Raw genomic sequence first — 19,726 nt, forward strand, 5'->3', positions numbered from 1 at the left:
AGCCTTGTCTGAAGTTTTTCCAGGCTGATTTTTCGATATTGTTTCTCAACATGTGCTTATGAAATATTTGAGCTGGCGATTGATGCTTGCATTGCCGCCTCCGCTGGTTAGGCTCCGTCGAATCATCCCGCTTCGGAAACGCCGCCCCATCTCCGTATGAGCCTCACCTCCGCGCAAATCCTCGACCTCGCTCCCGATGCATCGAGCCGCAAGGCCGGTCAGGATCAGGCGAAACCGGCCAAGTGGGGCGGGCTCGGGCGGGCGGGCGACGTCGTCTGGGGCGAGATCAAGGGGAGCGGAGCGAACCCCTATCGCACGGTGGCCGATCTCTCCGGTCCGGCTTCGAAATGCACCTGCCCGAGCCGGAAGTTTCCCTGCAAGCACGCAATCGGCCTGATGCTGGTGGATGCCGCCGCGCCGATCTCCGAGGCCGGACCGCCGGATTGGGTCGCCGCCTGGATCCGGGGCCGCGAGAGCCGCGCCGTCTCCGCCGAAACGCGCTCCCAGCACGCCTCCGCCCCCGTCGACGAGAAGGGGCAGGCCAAGCGCCGTCAGGCCCGCGAGGACAAGGTCTCGGCGGCCCTCGGCGAACTCGACCTCTGGCTCGGCGACCTGATGCGGCGCGGTCTCGCGACGGCGCGGCGTGAGTCCTACGCCTTCTGGGACCGCATGGCGGGGCGTCTCGTCGATGGGCAGGCCCCGGGCCTCGCCCGCAGGGTCCGGGCCATGCCGGGCCTCGTCGCGGCCGCGCCCGGTTCTGACGCACGTCCGGAAGCGGCCCTCGCCCTCGCCCTCGCCCGCCTCTCGCTGCTGGCCCGGGCCGCGCGGCGCCTGGAAAGGCTCGACCCCGAACAGGCCGCGGGCGTCCGCGCGGCCATCGGCTATCCCGTGACCGCCGAGGAGATGGCGAGCCGGCCGGGTCTCGTGGACGAGTGGACCGTCCTCGCCCATGCGGTAGAGGAGGAGGACAAGCTCACCGCCCGCACCGTCTGGCTCGCCGGACGGCGGAGTGACGCCATGGCTCAGGTGATCGATTACGGCACACCGGGCTCGCCGCTGCCGCCGGTCCCGGCGGCGGGGCAGGATTTCTCGGGCGCCCTCGCCTTCCATCCCGGCGATCCGCCGCTCAAGGCCGCGTTTCGCGAGGGGCGCGCCGGGCCGGCACCGGCCGGCGCCCTGCCCGGCGCGACGAGCGTCGCCGAGGCCCTCGACGGTTTCGCCGGGGCCCTGGCGAGGGCGCCGTGGATCGACCGCTGGCCGGTCCGGCTGTCCGGCCTGCGCCTCGGACATCTGGCGGATGGCGGCATGGGCGCGGGTGACGCCACCGGCTGTTTCACCCTCGCCGATTCCGCACATGTCCCCCCTCTGATGGCGGTGGCGGCGGGCGGCCCTGTCGATCTTTTCGGGCTCTATGACGGGTTCGCGCTGGCGCCCCTGGCCATGGTGGCCGACGGGCACCTCTACGCGGTCCCCGCCCAGGATCCCCGGCCGATCCTGGTGAGGGCGGCCTGATGAGCCTCGACGTCTCCGCCCCCGACGATTGGGACTCGGCCCTCGTCTCCGCCCTGCTGGGAGCCGACCGCTCCCCCTCTCCCGCCGATCTCGAGACGGCCGCCGGCGCGCTTCCCCGCGGAGAACCAGGCATGGCCCTGCTGGCGCGGGTCGCGGTCGCGGGCATCCACCATCTCGCGGGCAGCGGCTTTCCGCCCGACGCCTTCACGCCGGCACCGCCGTGCCAGCCGAAGGGCCGGCCCTGCCCGCCTGACGCGGCGGCGCGGCTCGGGCTGCTCCTCGCCGGGGGCACAGAGGCGCGGGGCCGCGTGAAGGAGTGGTGCGAGATCGCGGCGGAGCGGGGCATGCGCGCGCCGCCCTGGCTGCTCCCCGCCCTCGCGCCCTACCGGCGCGAGTGGGAAGAGACCATCGACGCGGTCGCGGGCGCGGAGCTCGCCTGGCTGGACGCGGCCTGTTCCGCCCGAGGCGCCGAGACGGCGACGTCGGCCCTGGACGGCGCGGAGGCGAGCCCCGCCGAGCGCCACGCCGCCTTCGCCGCCTTCCGCCTGCGCGATCCCGAAGGAGCCCGCGCCGAACTGGAGGCTGGGTTCCGCGCCGAGAAGGCGGACATGCGTGAGCGCCTCGTCCACATCCTGGAGATCGGCCTGTCGGAGGCGGACGCGCCCTTTCTCGAAACCTGCCTGGACGATCGCGCGGGCGGCGTGCGCGCGGCGGCGAGGGGCCTGCTGCCGCGCCTCACCCACTCGCTCCTCGCCGCCCGCATGGCGGCGCGGGCGCGAACCGCCCTCGTGGTCGAAAGCAGCCGGACGCTCCTCGGCGGGACGAAACACACTCTGTTAGTCACGCTGCCGGAGGAATCTCCGACGCTCGCGCGGGATGGAATCGAGCCGAACGCGTACGAGCGGAGGCGCGGTGGCGCGAGGGCCGGTCTGCTCGAGAGCGTCATCGGCGCCGCTCCCCTCCACGCCTTCGCCGAACATCCGCCGAGGCTCTGGATCGAGCTGGCCCTGCGCAGCGAGTGGCCGATGCAGATCGTCGATGGCCTTCTTACCGCCGCGCGCCGCGAGCGCGACCTCGACTGGGTACGGGCGATGGTGTCGGTGCTGGCCGAGGCGGCCGCCGGGCGCCTCTCCGGCATCGAGCCGGGCGATGCCCTCCGTGAGACCTGGGCCAGCGCCGTGCGGTCGCTCCCCGCCGCGGAATGGGAGGCGACGGTGACGCAGATGCTCGCCAAGGGGGAGATCGATACGATCCTGACCCTGCTGCGGCAGACGCCCTCATCCCTGTCGGAGGCCTTCACGGCGGCCCTCCTCGATTGGCTCGCCGCGGTGACGCGGACCTCGCAATCCGACCGCAAGGACCTCGCCTCCGCTTACCTGCTCACCCGCCTCGCCGAACGGGCCTGGCCCGACGAAGACCATGCGGCCTCCGCCGCTGCCATCCTCGCCCGGCTGCCGGACGAGGCAGAGGACAACCTGCGCCGGCAGATCGAGGATTTCGCCGAAACCCTCGCTTTGCGCGCCACCATCAGACAGGAGTTCGCCTGAGGCATGAGCCAGACCAACGGAACCAAGACGACGCAGCTGCGCCGGGCCGCCGAGGATGCCTTCGCCGAGGAGTTGGAGGCGCTGCGCGGCGCCGATGACAGGCCGCGCCCGCCGAACTGGCTGCTCTCGCCGCAGGCGGTCGTCACCTACCTCATGGGCGGGCAGCTCGACTCCGGTTTCGAGGTCACGCCGAAATACATCGGCGACCGGCGCCTGATGGAAGTCGCGGTGGCGACGCTGGCCACCGACCGGGCGCTCCTTCTCCTCGGTACGCCGGGTACCGCCAAGAGCTGGGTCAGCGAGCATCTGGCGGCGGCGATCTGCGGCACCTCGCGCCTCATCGTGCAGGGCACCGCCGGCACCAGCGAGGAATCGATCCGCTACGGCTGGAACTACGCTCTGCTGCTGGCCAAGGGGCCGAGCCGCGAGGCCGTGGTGGCGAGCCCGATCGTACGCGCCATGGAGGAGGGGAGAATCGCCCGCGTGGAGGAACTGACCCGCATCCCCTCCGAGACGCAGGACAGCTTCATCACGATCCTCTCCGAGAAGACCCTGCCGATCCCGGAACTCAACGAGGAGATCGCAGCCGCCCGGGGCTTCAACCTCATCGCCACCGCCAACAACCGGGATCGCGGCGTCAACGAGTTGTCGAGCGCGTTGAAGCGCCGCTTCAACACCGTGGTGCTGCCCTCGCCGGCCACGATCGAGGCCGAGATCGCCATCGTCGAATCCCGCGTGGCCGCCCTCGGGCGCGCCTTCGAGATACCCGCCGAACCGCCCGGCGCCGACGAGATCCGCCGCGTCGTCACCATCTTCCGCGAGTTGCGGGAGGGCGTGACCGCGGACGGCAAGAGCAAGGTCAAGCAGCCGTCCGGCACGCTCTCCACGGCCGAGGCGATCAGCGTCGTCGGCAGCGGGCTGGCGCTGGCCGCGCATTTCGGCAACGGCCACCTCTCGGCCCACGACCTCGTCTCCGGCATCAGTGGCGCGGTGATCAAGGATCCGGTGCAGGACGCCATCGTCTGGCGCGAATATCTCGAAACCGTCGTGAAGGAACGGCCGGAGTGGAAGGATTTCTACCGCGCCGCCCGCGAGAGCGCGTGAGGGCGTTCTCACCCTCCCCCCTCTGCGGGGGAGGGTGCCTGCGGAGCAGGCGGGAGAGGAGGCGACCTCTCCGGAGATGGCGCTCCCCTCTCCCGACCCTCGCTCACGCGAGGGCCACCCTCCCCCGCATAGGGGGGAGGGAAAGCCCCGCGCGCCATCCACCGCGACACCCCACCTACGAGACCGTTCGTGCCATGAGCCTTCGCCCCACCACCCCCGGCCGCGATGCCTGAGGTTCGGATCTTCGGCATCCGCCATCACGGGCCGGGCTCGGCCCGCTCGCTGCGCGCGGCCCTCGATGCCTTCCAGCCCGATTGCCTGCTCATCGAGGGGCCGCCGGATGCCGACGCCCTGATCCCCCTCGTCGCCGACCCGGCGATGGAGCCGCCGGTGGCGCTGCTCGTCTACCGGGCGGACCGGCCGCAGACCTGCGCCTTCTTCCCCTTCGCGGCCTTCTCGCCCGAATGGGTGGCCATGCGGCATGGACTCGACCATGGGGCGACCCTGCGCTTCATCGACCTGCCGCACGCGATCCAGCTCGCCGACGGGTTCGAAACGAGGGGAGAGGCGCCCGAAGGCGAGACGGCGCCGGCCGGGCTCGATACGCCCGCGCCCGCCGAGGCGCCCTCCGTCGCCGTTCGGCGCGATCCCCTCGGCGAACTGGCCGAAATCGCCGGCTTCCCCGATGGCGAGCGCTGGTGGGACGCCTTCGTCGAGAGTCGCGCGGGCGAGGACGGCGACGTGTTCGCGGCGATCCACGAAGCCATGGCGGCCTTACGCGAGGGAGCGGAGGCGGCTCCCCGTCAGGGCGCCGATGGGGACGCGTTTCGCGAGGAGGCGCGCGAGGCGCATATGCGCACCTGCCTCCGCAAGGCGGCACGGGAGGACTTTGCCCGCATCGCCGTGATCTGCGGGGCGTGGCACGCCCCGGCGCTGGCGCGCCACGACGCCAAGGGGCAGGTCGGCCTCGATGCGGCGACCCTGAAGGGATTGCCCAAGACCAAGGTCGCCGCGGCCTGGGCGCCCTGGTCCTACGAGCGCCTCGCCACCGCCAGCGGCTACCGGGCCGGGGTGCTCTCGCCCGAATGGTACGATACCCTGTGGAACCACGAGGGCCGGGTCGCCGCCCGCTGGCTCGCCCGCGCGGCGACCCTTCTCCGCGCGGAAGACCTCGATGCCTCGCCGGCCTCCGTGATCGAGGCAGCCCGCCTCGCCGAGGCGCTGGCCGGGTTCCGGGGCCGGGCACGCCCGTCCCTCGACGACCTGCACGAGGCTGCGCAGGCGACCCTGTGCTTTGCCGATCCGGCCCCGATGGCCCTGATCCGGCGCAAGCTCGTCATCGGCGAGCGCCTGGGCGCGACTCCGCCGGACAGTCCCGGCACGCCGGTGGAGGCGGATTTCGCCGCGACCTGCAAGAGCCTGCGCCTCAAGCCGGAGGCGGTCGCGGGCGACCTCGTCCTCGACCTGCGCAAGGACAACGACCTCGCCCGCAGCCATTTCCTCAATCGGCTCCACCTCATCGGCATCCCCTGGGGCCGGCGCCAGCAGGCACGCGGGCGCGGCACCTTCAAGGAGGCGTGGTTCCTGTCCTGGCAGCCCGAATGGGTGGTGGATCTGGTCGCCGCCTCGGCCGATGGCGGCACGGTGGCGGAGGCCGCCGCCAGCCGGGTGCGCAGGCGGGCGCACGAAGCGACCCGTGTCGCGGAACTGTCGGGCCTCATCGGCACGCTCCTCGACGCCGATCTCGCCGGAGCCGGGGAGGATGTGATCCGCGCCCTCAACGACCGCGCCGCCGTCTCGGCGGACGTGTTCGACCTGATGGAGGCGCTGCCACCGCTCGCCGAACTGGCGCGCTACGGCTCGGTGCGCTCCTCCGATACGGAGCCGGTGCTCGGCGTGGTGCGCGGGCTCGTGCCGCGGGCGGCCGCAGGACTGACGGCGGCCTGCCAGAGCCTCGACGACGATGCAGCGAGTGCCGCCAAGGCGCGGATCGTCGGCGTCCACGCCGCGATCTCCCTCCTGGAGGAGCCCGACCTGAAGGCCGTCTGGCAGGAGGCCCTTCGCGGCCTTGCCGACCAGAGCCATGTGCATGGCCGCGTCGTCGGACGCGCCGTGCGACTGCTGTTCGATGATCGGGCCCTCGATGCGGAACAGGCCGGCGACCGGCTTCGCCTCGCTCTGTCCCGCGCCTCGGGCACGATGGCGGCGGCCGCCTGGATCGAGGGGTTTTTGGAGGAGAGCGGCACGGCCCTGATCCATGGCGGCACCCTGCTCGCGGTCATCGACGAATGGCTCGCCGGCCTCGACGGGACGCTCTTTGCCGAATTGCTCCCCCTGCTGCGACGCACCTTCGCGACGATCTCGCAGGGCGAGCGACGCGCCATCGGCGAGGCTTTGAACCGCCATGGGACGGGTGTTTCCGAGGGAGAGGGATCGGGCCGCATCCTCGATGCCGAACGCGCCGCCAGGGTGCTTCCGATCCTGCGCCTCCTCCTGGCGCCTGTGGAGAACGAGACGACGGAGGACACGCCATGAGCGGCACCGAGCGCCTGCGCCGCTGGCGCCTCGTCCTCGGCGGGGGCGCGGCGGACGGCACCGGCTGCGGCCTGTCTGGCCGCGATGTCGGCATCGACCGGGCGCTCGGCGCCCTCTACGATTCCGACCGGAAGGGTGGCCTCGGTGCCTCGTCCCCCTCCGTGCCGCGCTGGCTCGGCGACATCCGCGATTATTTCCCGGCCTCCGTGGTGCAGGTGATGCAGCGCGACGCCTTCGAGCGCCTCGACCTCAAGCGCATGCTCACCGAGCCCGAGATGCTGGAGGCGGTGGTCCCCGACGTCGCCCTCGTCTCGACCCTGATCTCCATGCGCGGGCTGCTGGGCGGCAAGACCAAGGACACCGCCCGCCTCGTGGTGCGCAAGGTCGTGGAGGCCCTGATGCGCAAGCTCGAAGAGCCCCTGCGCCAGGCGGTGACGGGGGCCATCGATCGCGCCAGCGTGAACCGGCGCCCGCGCCACACGGAGATCGACTGGAACCGGACCATCCGGGCCAACCTACGCCATTACCAGGCCGAGTACCGCACCATCATCCCCGAGACCCGGTTCGGCCACGGCCGGCGCCAGCGCGCCAGCCTCAAGGACGTGATCCTGTGCATCGACCAATCCGGCTCGATGGCGAGTTCGGTCGTCTATTCGAGCATCTTCGGCGCGGTGATGGCCTCGCTCCCGGCGGTGACCACCCGCCTCGTCGTGTTCGACACCGAGGTGGTGGACCTCTCCGACGAGTTGGAAGACCCGGTGGAGGTGCTGTTCTCGGTCCAGCTCGGCGGCGGCACCGACATCAACCGGGCGATGGGCTATTGCGAATCCCGCATCACCCGGCCCGAGGACACGATCCTCGTCCTGATTTCCGACCTCTACGAGGGCGGCGTCGAGGCCGGGCTCCTGGCGCGCGCGCAGCGGATGGTGGCGTCGGGCGTGCAGGTGGTGGCGCTGCTGGCCCTGTCCGACGAGGGCGCGCCGTCCTACGACCGAGCGCTGGCGGGCCGGCTTGCCGCGCTGGGCGTGCCGGCCTTCGCCTGCACGCCGGACCTGTTCCCCGACCTGATGGCGGCGGCGATCCGGAAATCCGACCTCACCGCCTGGGCCGCCTCGGCCGGCATCGCGGCGATCCCGGCGGCGGGCGCGTAGGGGATCGGCCGACGGTTCGCGGAGCGCTGGCCGGTATCATCGAATCGACCCGAATGCACGCCCCGACCAACACCCGTGCCTTTTCCGGGGCCGCGCAGCGAAACCCGCGATACGTCAGCACGGCCGCGCCCGCTCCGAACCCAACGGCGACACCCGGTCACGACGAACGGGCGTGCTCTTCAACAGCGCCCGTCAGGCCGGCTCAATGTCGAAGCTCTGGGCTCGGCCGGCCGCAGGCGGACCGCATGGAAGGCGTGTTCCCCTTCACCCTGGTTTCGGCCTACCGGCTCAAGGTCATGGACGACATCTTCTCGAGGCTGACGCCCCACCAAAGGGGGCAGGACGTACTCGTGTTGCAGCACGCAGCCGCCAAACGCTCCATGCCCGGACCAACGGCGATCCGGCCTCCGCCGCGAGGCCGGCCCCGACCACATCATCGACGCTGCAAAAGGACCCCGCAATGACGCCCTGGCAGGCAGGAGTGCCCAGCAAGCAATAATTACCCCGCAAACAACACTCTTTCCTGAAAATAGTTCTTGATTTTTCCACAAATCCGTAGAAATTCAGACACCTATGCCGAATCACAATTATAAAACTATATAAACTGAAGACGCCTGTCTTACATCGACAATATACTCCAAAGACTTTCGTCCGATCTATATTAATGAAGCGACACGCTATAATTACTTACATCGTTTTTTAATTATAGGGAGCAACTCATGACAAACACACTGGCATTGTGGAAATCTGAGATTGTCGTCACGGCAGGGGGGCGTATCGGCGCACTGAACGATGGCGGATTCGTGCTTGTTCAGGAGGATCTCGGCCAGATAGTCAGTTGGAAATATGATGCGTTCGGCAATATAAACTTAGACGACAGCAAGATTTATTCCATGAGCGATGGCCAACCCCTAAGCAATCCGCATGTAAAAAGCACAAGCTCCGGCGCTGTTATCACGTATGATTATCTTTATGAAGATGGCGATTACGATATTAGATACATATACGTAGATGGATCCGGAGATATTTTGTCCGGATACTCGGCTGCACGCTCTACTCTAAGCGAAAGGATTGCCGGCATCGGAGTTGGGACCGATGACGGTATCGCGTTTGTTTACGAAGTTGTAGATTCGGAATCAGATTCAGACGTCTGGCTGAGTGTTCGCGACCCAGCAGGGTCGGAAGTGTTTTTAACAAAGGTACACACCGAATCGAGCGGCTACCAGTATGAAGCCGATGTGTCGTTCTTGAAGAATGGCAACGTCTTGGTTTCTTGGAGCAACAGCGACTCGTCAGGCATCGCACGAGAGATTCGCATCGCAATTTATGATCCGAACGGCAATTTGGTGTTGCCCGAACGGGTCATCGGGACAACAAGTAATCCAGCGTTTTCAACCGTGTCAGCCCTAGAGAACGGCAATGCAATTATTGCGTGGCAAGACCAAGCCGACCAACGGATGTATTACAAGATCGTCGATGGAGACGGTCAGGATGTGACGGTCCTCCGTCATATCGATGAGTATTTTGGAATACTGCCGAAAATCATAGGCCTGCGCGATGGCGGTTTCGTGATGGCATGGTCCAGCTACAGTGGCTTGGAATCGGATGGCAGCCCGGACGGCGATGTCGCCGTCCAGCGCTTCGATGCATCGGGGAACCGCGTTGGCGCCGAGTACCGGATCGATCAGTCTGGAGATCAAACTCTTTCCGATGTATCCTTGACCGCAGACGGTCGGATTATCGTTACATATGAGTCCGAAACTGGCGACTCGACGGATAATCATTACGACGCCTTCGTGATTCTCGACCCACGCGAGGCTTCGATAACCGGATCCGACGGCGACGACGTCCTCATTGGCCGACTCGACGCGAGTTTCATCAACGGTCTGGACGGGAACGACGCCCTCTACGGAATGGGCGCGAACGACATCATCAACGGCGGCGCCGGAAACGATCTGCTCGATGGCGGAGCAGGCGGCGACATGTTGATCGGCGGCGACGGCAACGACACCTATGTCGTCGACAGTTACGGCGACATCGTCATCGAGCAAGCCGGCCAAGGAACCGACACGATCAGGGCGAGCCTGGATTACGCGCTGGCCATCGGACTCTCCGTCGAGAACCTACGGACGACGCTCGATTCCGGCACGAACCGAATCAATCTCACGGGCAACGAACTCGCCAACAGGCTCGTGGGAAATGACGGCGCTAACATCCTCGCCGGCGGAGCCGGTGCAGATATCCTTTACGGCCGGAGGGGCGATGACGTCTTTATCGTCTCGGAGGCCGGGGATCGGGTCTTCGAGACGATCGGTCAGGGCAACGACACGGCGCAGACTTCGGTTTCCTACGCCCTGGCCGCAGGCCAATCCATCGAGACGCTGAGAACCATGAACGATGCGGGCACCGCCGGCATCGACCTCACCGGCAACGATCTCGCGAACAAGATCGTGGGCAACGCCGGTGCCAATATTCTAGTCGGCGGGGGGGCCGGCGACTCGCTCTTCGGCAGGGCTGGAGCCGACCTGTTCCAGTTCAGATCGCTCGCCGACAGCACAGTCACTGCAGCGGCGGGGCGGGACACGATCCAGGACTTCAGCCATGCACAGGGGGACCGGATCGACCTGAATCTTATCGACGCGGTCGCAGGAGGCGTCGTCAACCAAGCCTTCAGGTTCATCGGTGATGCGGCTTTCCGCGACAAGTCCGGTGAACTCCGATCCGTGGTGTCCGGTAGCAACACACTGGTTAGCGGCGATGTCAACGGCGACGGCGCTGCCGACTTCGCCATTCTGATCAAAGGTGTCCACACGCTTCAGGCCGGCGATTTCATCCTCTGATCGCGCCGTAGCTCAACCCCTCGCCCGCGCCCGCGCCCGTCGGGCCGGCCAGATGTCGAAGCCTGGGTTGGGGGGGCCGCGGAGCAGGGCCGCGTGGAAGGCCCGTGCCCGTCGGCGGCGGCGCCACAGGCTCCGGTGGCATAGGCGGGATCGGGGCCGCATCGGCCACAGCGTACGCCTCATGGTCGGACCCGATCGGGCATTGGTCGCGCGGATCGCGGGGCCAGCGTCAGAGCAGGAGGCGGGGGTTTTTGCGGCCGTGTTCCGAACCACGCACCGCGTCCGCCGTCATGGCTGAACATGGCGGCAACTCCGACGAGATGCGCCGCATCAGGCGCCCCGTGCCAGATCGGGCCTTCCCAGGGCCTGTCGTGCCAGGGCGAACCGCGCAGGAACGCGTTCAGCAGGCCGGAGATCAGGCGCCCAGGGCCGCCGCTCATGCGCCCCCCGTCACGGCGAGATCGCCGTAGAACCGCGCCGCCACGTCGGGATGGGAGCGCAGGCGGCCCTTGAGGTAGTTGCGGCCGACCTCGTGGAAGAGCGGGTTGTCGGGGTCGCTCGCCGGCCCGCGCGCCTCCGAAGCGAGGTCGGGCGGCAGGGCGAGGAGGGGCACCGTGGCGTCGTGGCGGGCGCCGAGGAAGAACGCGACGGAGAGACGGTCGCGCCCCGCCGGCGGGGTGACGACCCGGTGGATCGTGGCCCGCAGGTAGCCGTTGGAGGCGAGTTCGAGCAGTTCGCCGATATTGACGACGAAGCTCCCCTCCACCGGCTCGGCCGCGATCCAACCGTCAGGCCCCTCGACTTCGAGGCCGCTCTGCCCGTCCTGGACAAGCAGGGTGAGGAAGCCGCTGTCCTTGTGGGCGCCGACGCCCTGCTCTCCCTGCGTGGCCTCGCGGCCGGGATAGCGGATGATCTTGATGTGCTGGTTCGGCGCGCCCTGATAGATCGGGGCGAACACGTCCTCGGGCTGGCCCAAGGCGAGGGCGAAGGCGCGCAGCAGGCGGATGCCGAGCTGCGTCACCGCCGCCTGCCAGCGCAGCAGGCCGACGCGGAGGTCGGGCAGTCCGACCGGCCATTGGTTCGGCCCCTGCAGCCGGCTCCAGGGGGGCGAGGCAGCGGTCTGCGCCAGGGCCTCGCACTCGGCGCCGACATCGAACTGCTCGCGCCAATCCGGCGCGCCCCGCGTGATCTCGCGTCCGGCCGCCGTGTAGCCGCGAAAATGCGGTGAGCGCACCATCGCCACCGCCTGCTTCTCCGGAAGAGGCAGGGCGAAGAAGCGCCGGGCCAGGGCCTGGACCTGCGTGATCTCCGCCGCCGGAATGCCGTGGCCGACGAGGTGGAAGAAGCCGACATCGCGGGCGGCATCACGCAGTTCGGCCAGGAAGGCCTCCCGCTCGGCCGGCCCGGCATCCAGCCGGCGCAGGTCGAGACGGGGGATCGAGGCGGCGGGAGCAGAGGATTCCGGTGCCGCCCACGAAGCCAGCGGGGAGGCCGCCACGGTCAGGCGGCCTTCGCGAAGGACCCGACCGAGGCCAGGGCCTGGTCGAGATCGGCCAGGATGTCGTCGATGTGCTCGATGCCGATGGAGAGGCGGACATAACCGTCGGACACGCCGGTGGCGCGCTGGTCCTCGGGCGTGAGCTGCGCGTGGGTGGTGGTGGCCGGATGGATGGCGAGGCTGCGGGCATCGCCGATATTGGCCACGTGGTAGAACAGCGACAGGGCCTCGATGAAGCGACGGCCGGCCTCGCGCCCGGCGGCGAGCTCGAACCCGACGAGGCCGCCATAGCCGCCCTTGAGGTACCGCTCCGCTCGCTCGCGCGCCTTGCCGGTGGCGTGCGAGGGATGGATGACCCGCTCGATCTCGGGCCGGGCGGCAAGGTAATCGACCACGGCCTGCGCGTTGCGGCTGTGGCGCTCGATGCGCAGGGCCACGGTCTCCAGCCCCTGCAGGGTCAGGAAGGCGTTGAGTGGCGAGACCGACGGGCCGAGGTCGCGCAGCAGTCGGACCCGGGCGCGCAGGATATAGGCGATGGGCCCGAGGGGCTTGGCCGCCTCCGTCCAGACCGCGCCGTGATAGCTCGGATCGGGGGTGTTGAGGGCGGGCTGGCGCTGGGGGTTGGCCGCCCAGTCGAACCGCCCGCCATCGATGATCGCCCCGCCGATGGCGATGCCGTGGCCGCCGAGATACTTGGTGGTGGAATAGACCACGATCGCCGCGCCATGGTCGAACGGGCGCGCCAGGAGCGGCGCGGCGGTGTTGTCGACGATGAGCGGGATGCCGAAGCCCCGGCCGATCTCGGCCACCTCCGCAATGGGGAAGACCGCGAGTTTCGGGTTGGCCAGCGTCTCGCCGTAATAGGCGCGGGTGCGGTCGTCGGTGGCGCGGCGGAAATTCTCCGGGTCGGCCGGATCGACGAAGCGAACCTCGATTCCCTGCTCGGCCAGGGTGTTGGCGAAGAGGTTCCAGGTGCCGCCATAGAGATCGGTGGAGGCGACGATGTTGTCGCCCACCCGCGCGAGGTTCTGCACCGACAGGGCGGAGGCCGCCTGGCCCGAGGCCAGGGCCAGCGCCGCCGCCCCGCCTTCGAGGGCGGCGAGGCGCTGCTCCAGCACGTCCACGGTGGGGTTCGTCACGCGGGTGTAGAGGTGGCCGAGTTCCTTCAGGGCGAACAGGTTCTCGGCATGGGCCGTGTCGCGGAACTGGAACGAGGTGGTCTGGTGGATCGGCACCGCCACCGAGCCCGTGGTCGGATCGGCGCGCCAGCCCGCATGCAGGGCGAGCGTCTCGGGGTGAAGCGAGGCGGGCCGGGGCGAGTTCGGCGTGTTCTGGTTCGACATGGGGTGGCTCCGGGAAAGGGAACGGGGCAGGGCATCGGCCAAGGGATATCGGTCACCGCTTCGCAGAAGCGGCGTGATCCCGGCATCGAGCGGAATGATCGGAACTACAGTTCCATCGACGATGAAGTCTGTTCCGGCCCTCGACTAGGCCGCCTGGCGACTAATCAAGATGACATCCGTATCATGAGACACGGGCCGCCCATGTCAACGAAATGGAATTTCGATTTTCGAGATCGATCGACACAAAGTCTTCGGCGGCAGGGGCGATAGGGGGAAGAGACCGTTCCTTCCCTCACATCGGCCCGCCTGCCACCGGCCGGGACTCTCTTCCGCGGTTTCAGCCTCGTGCTTCTCTAACGCCGGCGCGCCGCTCCGGCCTGGACAGAGCGGACGGGCCATGGTCCTGCACTTTGGGAAGTCCCACCCCTCGGAATGTCGGGCGGGCCGTGTCGTCCATCGGCCCATGGATGCCGCCCGTCGTATCCTCGTCGAACGGAGGCCCGATGAACGTTCTGATCGCCATGCTGGCGCTGAAGATCCTGACCCTGGCGGGATCGACGGCCACGACCATCGGCCTCGTCGGCCTGTTCGCCTTCCGCGACACCCTCGGTCCGCATCTCGTCCCGCTCTGGGTCGGCGGCTTCCTCGCCATCGCCCTCGGCGAGGGCGGGACATGGCTCATCGCCCGGCGGAATGCGGCCAAGACCGCCGAGGATTAGCCGAAGCGCGGGCTGTCGAGGTTCGCAGGCCCGCCCCTCACCCCTGCCGTCGCTCGAACCGGAAAGGACGGTGCTGGTCCTCGAAGGCCCGCATCTCGACCGTCCACAGCCCGCCATCGTCGCCGGCCAGGGTGAAATGGAGCGCGTAGGCGGCATGGCCCTCACAGGCGAGGCCACGGAACTCGATCTCGTCCAGCCACCAGGGCTCGTCCGAGCGGCCGCAGGCTTTCGTCCTGTCCACGAACAGGTCGAGATAGGCCGAGGCCGCGTCCCGCACGGCCGGGAGCGAGGCGGCGACCTTGGCCGCCAGATCGGCCTGGGCGCGGTCCACCGCGCCGCTCTCGTCGCTCAGGTAGAGGGGGATGCCATCGATCCGGGCGACCCAGCCGGCGGCCCCCATCTGCGTGAAATTCAAGGCCACGGCGTCACCTCCCCTCCCCCGCCCCTGCGGGGGACCGCCTCTTCCTCCGGAACGAAGGTGCCGGCCAGGATGAGGCGGGTCGGCTCGTTCAGTCGACGGCGATCATCACGTCGGAGGATTTGACGACGGCATAGGCCTCGCCGCCCACGGTGAGGCCGAGCGCATCCACCGACTCGTTGGTGATCGAGGCGGTGACGACGGTGCCGTCGGCGATCTCGATCTTCACATGGGCGGTGGTGGCGCCCTTCTCGACGGCGACGATCTTGCCCTTGAGGGTGTTGCGCGCGCTGATCTTCATGGTGTTTCCCTTTTACCGTGCGGAATTGGGGCCGAGGATGGTGAAGCCTTGGGCCTCGAAGAAGGGCCTCGCCTCGGCGCTCTTCAGGAAGTCGAGGAACTTGGCGGCCCCCTCTCCCCTGGCCTCGGCCGTGACGGCGAACGGGTACACCACCGGGGGATGGCTGTCCGCCGGAAACACGCCCACCACCTTCACCCCCGAATCGGACTTGGCATCGCTCTCGTAGACCACGCCGAGCGGCGCCTCCCCGCGCGATACCAGGAGCAAGGCGGCCCGGACGTTGTCGGCCTGGGCGAGGCGCGGCTGCAGGCCTCCCCACAGGCCGAGCTTCTCGAAGGCGGCTTTCGCGTATTTGCCGATGGGCACCGAATTGACCTCGCCGGTGGCGAGACGCCCGTCGGGTCCAAGCGCCGCGGCGAAGCCCTCGGCGGTGAACGGCACGTCGGCGGTCGCGGCATCCTTCGGCGCGATGACGACGATGCGGTTGCCGAGCAGGCTCACGCGGGTCTCGGGACGGATGAGGTTCTTCTTTGCGAGGTAGTCCATCCATTCGAGATCGGCCGAGGCGAACAGATCGGCCGGTGCGCCGGATTCGATCTGCCGCGCCAGGGCCGAGGACGCGGCGTAGCTTGCCTTCACCTCGACGCCGCTCCTGGCGGTGAAGGCCTTGCCCGCGTTGTCGAGGGCGTTCTTCAGGCTCGCCGCCGCGAACACCGTGGCCGTCTCGGCCGCCCTGGCGGCGGGAGGGAGGATAACGGGGGCCAGGATGACGGAGCCGGCGAGGACCAGGGCACGGACGGCGGTGAGCATGACGGATCGTCTCTCGAAGGCGGACAGTAAGGGGACAGCCGTCAGGCGGCCGCATCGGCGACGATAGCCCGGTGCAGCGCTATATACATCGAGACATATCGGTTGCTCAAGGTTCGACCGCCTGGCGCGTGCGGTCGAAATGGCCCTCCATTCGGCCTATCGTCGACCCTCATCGGAATGGGTCCGGGGCGTCGGGCGGGCGAGAGGCGGGCAAATGGCGAGGTTGAGCATCCGGGTCGATCTCGGCCCCGGAAACCGCGTCGGTCCGGGCAAGATCCAGCTCCTCGAAATGATCGCCGAACATGGCTCGATCTCGGCGGCGGGACGGGCCATCGGCATGTCCTACAGGCGGGCTTGGACGCTCACCGAGGCGCTGAACGCCGGCTTCGGCCGGCCCGTGGTGGAAGTCCAGATCGGCGGCAGGAGCGGCGGCGGCGCGCGGCTGACGGCCTTCGGTACCGATCTGGTCCGCGCCTACCGTGCCATCGAGACGGCGGCGGCCGAGGCTGCCGCGCCGTTCCTGAACGGGCTCGATGGGGAGACGGTCACGCCCGGCGACGGCGACGGAGCGCCCGTCGGACCCACCGAATGAGGGCGCCACAGCCGGATCACGGCCGGCCTCAGGAGACGCTCGCCAGCCGCCGCTCGATCTCGCGTGCCGCCTCCACCACCGCGTCGACCTCGAAATGGTGCAGCATGTGGCCGAGGCCATGCAGCCATCGGAAGGTCGCGTCCGGGATCAGGCGTGCGGCTTGGCGCCCGTGCATCAGCGGGTTGGTGACGATGTCGGCGCTGCCGCACAGGATTGCCACGGGCACACGGCAGGTCGCGTAGCCGAGCGCGCTGCGGGAGAGGTCGCTCCACAGCATGTTGGCGTTCTCGCCATCGGCGACGAGGCGCCGGGACTGGCCCGCGAGGCCGAAGGGGAACTCGGCGGCGAAACGCGCCGGCATCGGCTGCGGCAGGAACATGGCCCGCCACAGCAACGGCATCAGGAAAGCGTCGCTTCCGGCGAGCATCCTGGACAGCACGTCCCCGCCCATCGGGCTGGCGCGCGGCCCGAACAGGACCTGCTCGAGGCGAGGCTCGGGAAAGCAGATGGGTGAGATGGCGACCACGCCGGCCGCCTCCTCGGGATAGGCCATGCCGAAGGCGAGGCAGACGGCCCCGCCGAAGGAATGGCCGACGAGGACCGGACGCCGGAGCCCCAGGTCCCGTGCGACCTCACGGACGATCTCGGCCTGCCGCCAGACCGACGCATCGCTGAAGGGGATATGCTCGCTCTCGCCATGGCCGGGGCGGTCGATGGCGACCACGCGGAAATGCCGCGACAGCGCCTCCATCGGGCCGAGCCGCATGTCGTCCAGGGTCATCACTGCGCCGTGGACGAGGATCAGGTCCGGCCCCGACCCCGCTTCCACGTAGGCGATCCTCGGCCCGGCCGGGATGTCGAGGAAGCGGCGTGGCGGCCTGTCCGCCCGGACCGGCGCCGTGGAGGACGATTCATCCCGCCGGGACCGGTCGTCGATCACGCCCGCAATCTCAGGACCGCCTTCGCGGAGACGGCTTGCCGCCGAGGAGAAGGGCGGCGGTGGCGGCCAGGCCCGCCACCGCGCTCAGGGTCACGAGGGGATGCAGGGTCGCCCGGGTATAGGCGCTCGATCGCATGACGGGAAACGGCGGCGAGCCCCTGACCGCGCCGGCACCGCGCGGAGCGTGCAAGGCTCCCTCGGAATGCTCCGCCGGCTCGGATCGCTGCTGGAGCGCGATGATGGCGGAGGCCAACCGGTCGTAGGCGCCGGGCGCGAAGTCCTTGCCCATGACGAACAGCTTGCCGCCGCCGCCGACGATGATGTCGCGCTGGCCATGCTCCGCCGCATGAAGGATCGCGTTGGCGACCTCCTCCGGCGGGTAGATCGGCGGCGGCAGGGTCGGGCGCCGGTCCATGTAGTTGCGGGCGCGGTCGGGGAGCGGGGTGTCGATGGAAGCGGGCTTGATCAGCGTCACGGTGACCGGCGCATCCTCCGCGATCAGCTCCATGCGCAGCGTGTCGGTGAAGCCCTTCACCGCGTGTTTCGAGGTCGCGTAGAGGCCCTGGAACGGGAAGGCGAGGTCGGAGGCGATGCTGCCGACGTTGACGAGCGCTCCCCCGCGCCGGCGCAGATGCTCGACCGCGATCAGGGAGCCGTTCACCGTGCCCCAGAGGTTCGTCCGGATGAGCCGCTCGTGGTCCTCCTGGGCGATTGCCGAGAGCGGCCCGTAGACGGTGAGGCCGGCGACGTTCACCCAGGTGTCGAAACCGCCGAAGGTGGCGATGGCAGCGTCGGCGATGGCCTGGACATCCTCGCGGAACCCCACATCGGCCACGACGGAGACGGCCCGGCCGGGGCCTCCGAGTTCCTCGCAGAGTCCGGCGAGGACATCCCCGCTCCGTGCGGCGAGGACGACACGTGCGCCCCGCGCGGAGGCCATGCGGGCGGTGGCGAGGCCGATGCCGCTCGATGCCCCCGTGATCACGATCACCTGCTCGCGCAGGGGTTTATGTCTCATCGGCGGGGGCTCCCGGTCGCTGCAGGGGTTGGAAAGAACCTCCAAACCTACGCGTGAGCCGGGAGTGCGTTGCCGGCGCCGCCGGCCTGCGCGGTTTTCACGCGCGCCCGCCCCTCACCCGCCCGTGAGCCTGTCAGCCGCCGGTGAGGCTTTCGGCGAAATCGTCGGGCACCTCGCCGAACTGGCCGAGGATCGTCGCGCTTTCGAGTTCGCCGGTCTCGTCGTCGGCCACCACCTTCAGGGCGGCGGTGCCGGGCATGCGGCCGGACATGGCCTCCGCCTTCTTCAGCGCACCGCTCTCCGTTGGCGCCACTTCGCGGTCACCGGGCACGAGGCGCTTGCGCTTGATCACGAAGGTCTGGACCACGAACGTCGTCTTCAGGGCCATTGCCGTCTCCGTGGGCCGCACCGCCCTCCCTGCCTCATAGGCCGGGCGCGGACGCCTTACCAGAGACGGATCAGGCCGTAGCCGACGCGCGCATCCACGATCTCGATGCCGAGAAGGCCAATGAGGAGGAGGCTCGCCCGGAACACCGCCGGGCCGAAGGCGCTGGAGAACAGGAAGAGCCCCGCCAGGATCAGGTTGACGTGCAGGGCCGCCTGGTCGGCGACGCGGCGCACGGGCTCGGGCAGCCAGGGCTGAAGGATGCCGTAGCCGTCGAGGCCCGGAAGCGGCATCAGGTTGAGGATGATGGCGGTGCCCTGGAACAGGGCGGAGACGGCCAGCACCGCCCGCAGCGTGTCGGACTCCTCGCCCGTGAGGGAATAGAGCAGGGCCAGCGCGAGGAGGACGAGGCCGTTCATCGCCGGGCCGGCCGCCGACACGGCGGAGATCCAGACCTTGCTGCGCAGGAGATGGGTGTTCACGAACACGCGTCCGCCGGGAAACCCGATCCCGCCGAGGATCGTGAACAGCAGCGGCAGGACGATGGAGGAGAGGGCGTCGGCGTAGAGCCGCGGGTCCAGGGTGAGGTAGCCGCTGCGCGGGATGTCCGCATCGCCCCCTTTCCAGGCGACGAAGGCGTGGCCGAATTCGTGCAGGCACAGGCTGAGCAGCCAGCCCGCCATCACGAAGACGAAGGCCGCGCCGGACCCCTCCACGACGCCGGTGCCGATGGCGAGGCCGGTCCCGAGGAAGATCAGGGCGATCAGCAGGAAGTTCGCGCTCGGGCCGACCGGAAGGGTCGCGGCGCGAACCTGGCTTGGCGGAAGCTCTGACGACATCTCACCCCCGATGGAGCCTCGGACCGACGGACGGGCGGCAGCGGGTGACGATCCCGGCCTTCCCTCCGCGCGCACCCCCGCGCGGCACTGTCGCAACGCGGGATGCTTCGTGCGCATGACACGATAAAGTGGTGGTCTCAACAGCGCACCGTCCCCGACGGCGCTTCCCGTCCA

The 19,726-nt window shown here is 69.0% G+C and carries 17 protein-coding genes; 8 read left to right on the top strand and 9 right to left on the bottom strand.

The features are described from left to right. Positions 1–156 precede the first annotated feature (156 nt). The 6 genes from ASF26_RS01590 to ASF26_RS01615 all read left to right on the top strand — a co-directional run bounded on the left by ASF26_RS01590 (position 157) and on the right by ASF26_RS01615 (position 10,689). Complete coding sequence (locus ASF26_RS01590) at positions 157–1,512, top strand: SWIM zinc finger family protein (protein ID WP_056248579.1); 1,356 nt, start codon at positions 157–159, stop codon at positions 1,510–1,512. Continuing rightward, complete coding sequence (locus ASF26_RS01595) at positions 1,512–3,059, top strand: DUF5691 domain-containing protein (RefSeq protein WP_056248581.1); 1,548 nt, start codon at positions 1,512–1,514, stop codon at positions 3,057–3,059. The genes ASF26_RS01590 and ASF26_RS01595 overlap by 1 nt, the downstream gene beginning before the upstream one ends. 3 nt (positions 3,060–3,062) lie before the next feature. Further along, the gene (locus ASF26_RS01600) at positions 3,063–4,163 is read left to right on the top strand and encodes an AAA family ATPase (protein WP_056248585.1); all 1,101 of its coding nucleotides are present in this window, start codon (positions 3,063–3,065) and stop codon (positions 4,161–4,163) included. Between the two features lie 225 nt (positions 4,164–4,388). After that, on the top strand, positions 4,389–6,698 hold the full coding sequence (locus ASF26_RS01605; RefSeq protein WP_056248588.1) for a DUF5682 family protein: 2,310 nt from the start codon (positions 4,389–4,391) through the stop codon (positions 6,696–6,698). Continuing rightward, the gene (locus ASF26_RS01610) at positions 6,695–7,849 is read left to right on the top strand and encodes a VWA domain-containing protein (RefSeq protein ID WP_056248591.1); all 1,155 of its coding nucleotides are present in this window, start codon (positions 6,695–6,697) and stop codon (positions 7,847–7,849) included. Before ASF26_RS01605 ends, ASF26_RS01610 begins: the two co-directional genes overlap by 4 nt. Positions 7,850–8,568: 719 nt before the next feature. Then, positions 8,569–10,689, top strand: a complete 2,121-nt coding sequence (locus ASF26_RS01615; RefSeq protein WP_156462828.1) for a calcium-binding protein — start codon at positions 8,569–8,571, stop codon at positions 10,687–10,689. A gap of 436 nt (positions 10,690–11,125) precedes the next feature. On the opposite strand, the gene ASF26_RS01620 is transcribed toward ASF26_RS01615, so the two are convergent. Both ASF26_RS01620 and ASF26_RS01625 read right to left on the bottom strand, forming a co-directional pair. Further along, on the bottom strand, positions 11,126–12,187 hold the full coding sequence (locus ASF26_RS01620; RefSeq protein ID WP_056248597.1) for an isopenicillin N synthase family oxygenase: 1,062 nt from the start codon (positions 12,185–12,187) through the stop codon (positions 11,126–11,128). Between the two features lie 2 nt (positions 12,188–12,189). After that, positions 12,190–13,530 carry a PLP-dependent transferase gene (locus ASF26_RS01625; RefSeq protein ID WP_056248602.1) on the bottom strand — a complete coding sequence of 447 codons (1,341 nt, stop codon included), beginning with the start codon at positions 13,528–13,530 and terminating at the stop codon, positions 12,190–12,192. 503 nt (positions 13,531–14,033) lie between these two features. Here ASF26_RS01625 and ASF26_RS01630 point away from each other — a divergent pair. Beyond that, complete coding sequence (locus ASF26_RS01630; RefSeq protein WP_018041722.1) at positions 14,034–14,249, top strand: hypothetical protein; 216 nt, start codon at positions 14,034–14,036, stop codon at positions 14,247–14,249. A 37-nt stretch (positions 14,250–14,286) separates the two neighbouring features. Here the strand turns inward: ASF26_RS01630 and ASF26_RS01635 are convergent, their stop codons facing one another. The 3 genes from ASF26_RS01635 to modA form a co-directional block, all read right to left on the bottom strand. Continuing rightward, complete coding sequence (locus ASF26_RS01635; RefSeq protein ID WP_082477470.1) at positions 14,287–14,670, bottom strand: hypothetical protein; 384 nt, start codon at positions 14,668–14,670, stop codon at positions 14,287–14,289. 88 nt (positions 14,671–14,758) lie between these two features. Further along, positions 14,759–14,968, bottom strand: coding sequence for a molybdopterin-binding protein (locus tag ASF26_RS01640; RefSeq protein ID WP_018041720.1), 210 nt, complete (start codon positions 14,966–14,968; stop codon positions 14,759–14,761). Between the two features lie 12 nt (positions 14,969–14,980). Continuing rightward, positions 14,981–15,778, bottom strand: a complete 798-nt coding sequence (gene modA, locus ASF26_RS01645) for a molybdate ABC transporter substrate-binding protein (RefSeq protein ID WP_056248605.1) — start codon at positions 15,776–15,778, stop codon at positions 14,981–14,983. Between the two features lie 214 nt (positions 15,779–15,992). Here modA and ASF26_RS01650 point away from each other — a divergent pair, with 214 nt between their 5' ends. Further along, entirely contained in the window at positions 15,993–16,370 is a 378-nt protein-coding gene (locus tag ASF26_RS01650; RefSeq protein WP_056248608.1) for a winged helix-turn-helix domain-containing protein, read from the top strand. 28 nt (positions 16,371–16,398) lie between these two features. On the opposite strand, the gene ASF26_RS01655 is transcribed toward ASF26_RS01650, so the two are convergent. The 4 genes from ASF26_RS01655 to ASF26_RS01670 form a co-directional block, all read right to left on the bottom strand. Further along, a complete protein-coding gene (locus ASF26_RS01655) occupies positions 16,399–17,310 on the bottom strand; it encodes an alpha/beta hydrolase (RefSeq protein ID WP_244475786.1) in 912 nt (303 codons plus the stop codon). Positions 17,311–17,320: 10 nt separating this feature from the next. Beyond that, positions 17,321–18,328 carry an SDR family oxidoreductase gene (locus tag ASF26_RS01660; RefSeq protein ID WP_056248612.1) on the bottom strand — a complete coding sequence of 336 codons (1,008 nt, stop codon included), beginning with the start codon at positions 18,326–18,328 and terminating at the stop codon, positions 17,321–17,323. Between the two features lie 133 nt (positions 18,329–18,461). Continuing rightward, the gene (locus tag ASF26_RS01665; protein ID WP_027171111.1) at positions 18,462–18,716 is read right to left on the bottom strand and encodes a hypothetical protein; all 255 of its coding nucleotides are present in this window, start codon (positions 18,714–18,716) and stop codon (positions 18,462–18,464) included. 56 nt (positions 18,717–18,772) lie between these two features. Beyond that, on the bottom strand, positions 18,773–19,552 hold the full coding sequence (locus ASF26_RS01670) for a site-2 protease family protein (RefSeq protein ID WP_056248615.1): 780 nt from the start codon (positions 19,550–19,552) through the stop codon (positions 18,773–18,775). Positions 19,553–19,726: the final 174 nt, after the last annotated feature.

It is taken from the genome of Methylobacterium sp. Leaf93 (assembly GCF_001422345.1).
GTDB lineage: Bacteria > Pseudomonadota > Alphaproteobacteria > Rhizobiales > Beijerinckiaceae > Methylobacterium > Methylobacterium bullatum.

Excerpts from the sequence above, each read along its gene's own strand:
- ASF26_RS01600 (WP_056248585.1), top strand. The coding sequence starts at position 3,063 with ATGAGCCAGACCAACGGAACCAAGACGACGCAGCTGCGCCGGGCCGCC.
- ASF26_RS01630 (WP_018041722.1), top strand. The coding sequence starts at position 14,034 with ATGAACGTTCTGATCGCCATGCTGGCGCTGAAGATCCTGACCCTGGCG.
- ASF26_RS01605 (WP_056248588.1), top strand. The coding sequence starts at position 4,389 with ATGCCTGAGGTTCGGATCTTCGGCATCCGCCATCACGGGCCGGGCTCG.
- ASF26_RS01625 (WP_056248602.1), bottom strand. The coding sequence starts at position 13,530 with ATGTCGAACCAGAACACGCCGAACTCGCCCCGGCCCGCCTCGCTTCAC.
- ASF26_RS01650 (WP_056248608.1), top strand. The coding sequence starts at position 15,993 with ATGGCGAGGTTGAGCATCCGGGTCGATCTCGGCCCCGGAAACCGCGTC.
- ASF26_RS01670 (WP_056248615.1), bottom strand. The coding sequence starts at position 19,552 with ATGTCGTCAGAGCTTCCGCCAAGCCAGGTTCGCGCCGCGACCCTTCCG.
- ASF26_RS01595 (WP_056248581.1), top strand. The coding sequence starts at position 1,512 with ATGAGCCTCGACGTCTCCGCCCCCGACGATTGGGACTCGGCCCTCGTC.
- modA (WP_056248605.1), bottom strand. The coding sequence starts at position 15,778 with ATGCTCACCGCCGTCCGTGCCCTGGTCCTCGCCGGCTCCGTCATCCTG.
- ASF26_RS01610 (WP_056248591.1), top strand. The coding sequence starts at position 6,695 with ATGAGCGGCACCGAGCGCCTGCGCCGCTGGCGCCTCGTCCTCGGCGGG.
- ASF26_RS01640 (WP_018041720.1), bottom strand. The coding sequence starts at position 14,968 with ATGAAGATCAGCGCGCGCAACACCCTCAAGGGCAAGATCGTCGCCGTC.
- ASF26_RS01615 (WP_156462828.1), top strand. The coding sequence starts at position 8,569 with ATGACAAACACACTGGCATTGTGGAAATCTGAGATTGTCGTCACGGCA.
- ASF26_RS01665 (WP_027171111.1), bottom strand. The coding sequence starts at position 18,716 with ATGGCCCTGAAGACGACGTTCGTGGTCCAGACCTTCGTGATCAAGCGC.
- ASF26_RS01660 (WP_056248612.1), bottom strand. The coding sequence starts at position 18,328 with ATGAGACATAAACCCCTGCGCGAGCAGGTGATCGTGATCACGGGGGCA.
- ASF26_RS01590 (WP_056248579.1), top strand. The coding sequence starts at position 157 with ATGAGCCTCACCTCCGCGCAAATCCTCGACCTCGCTCCCGATGCATCG.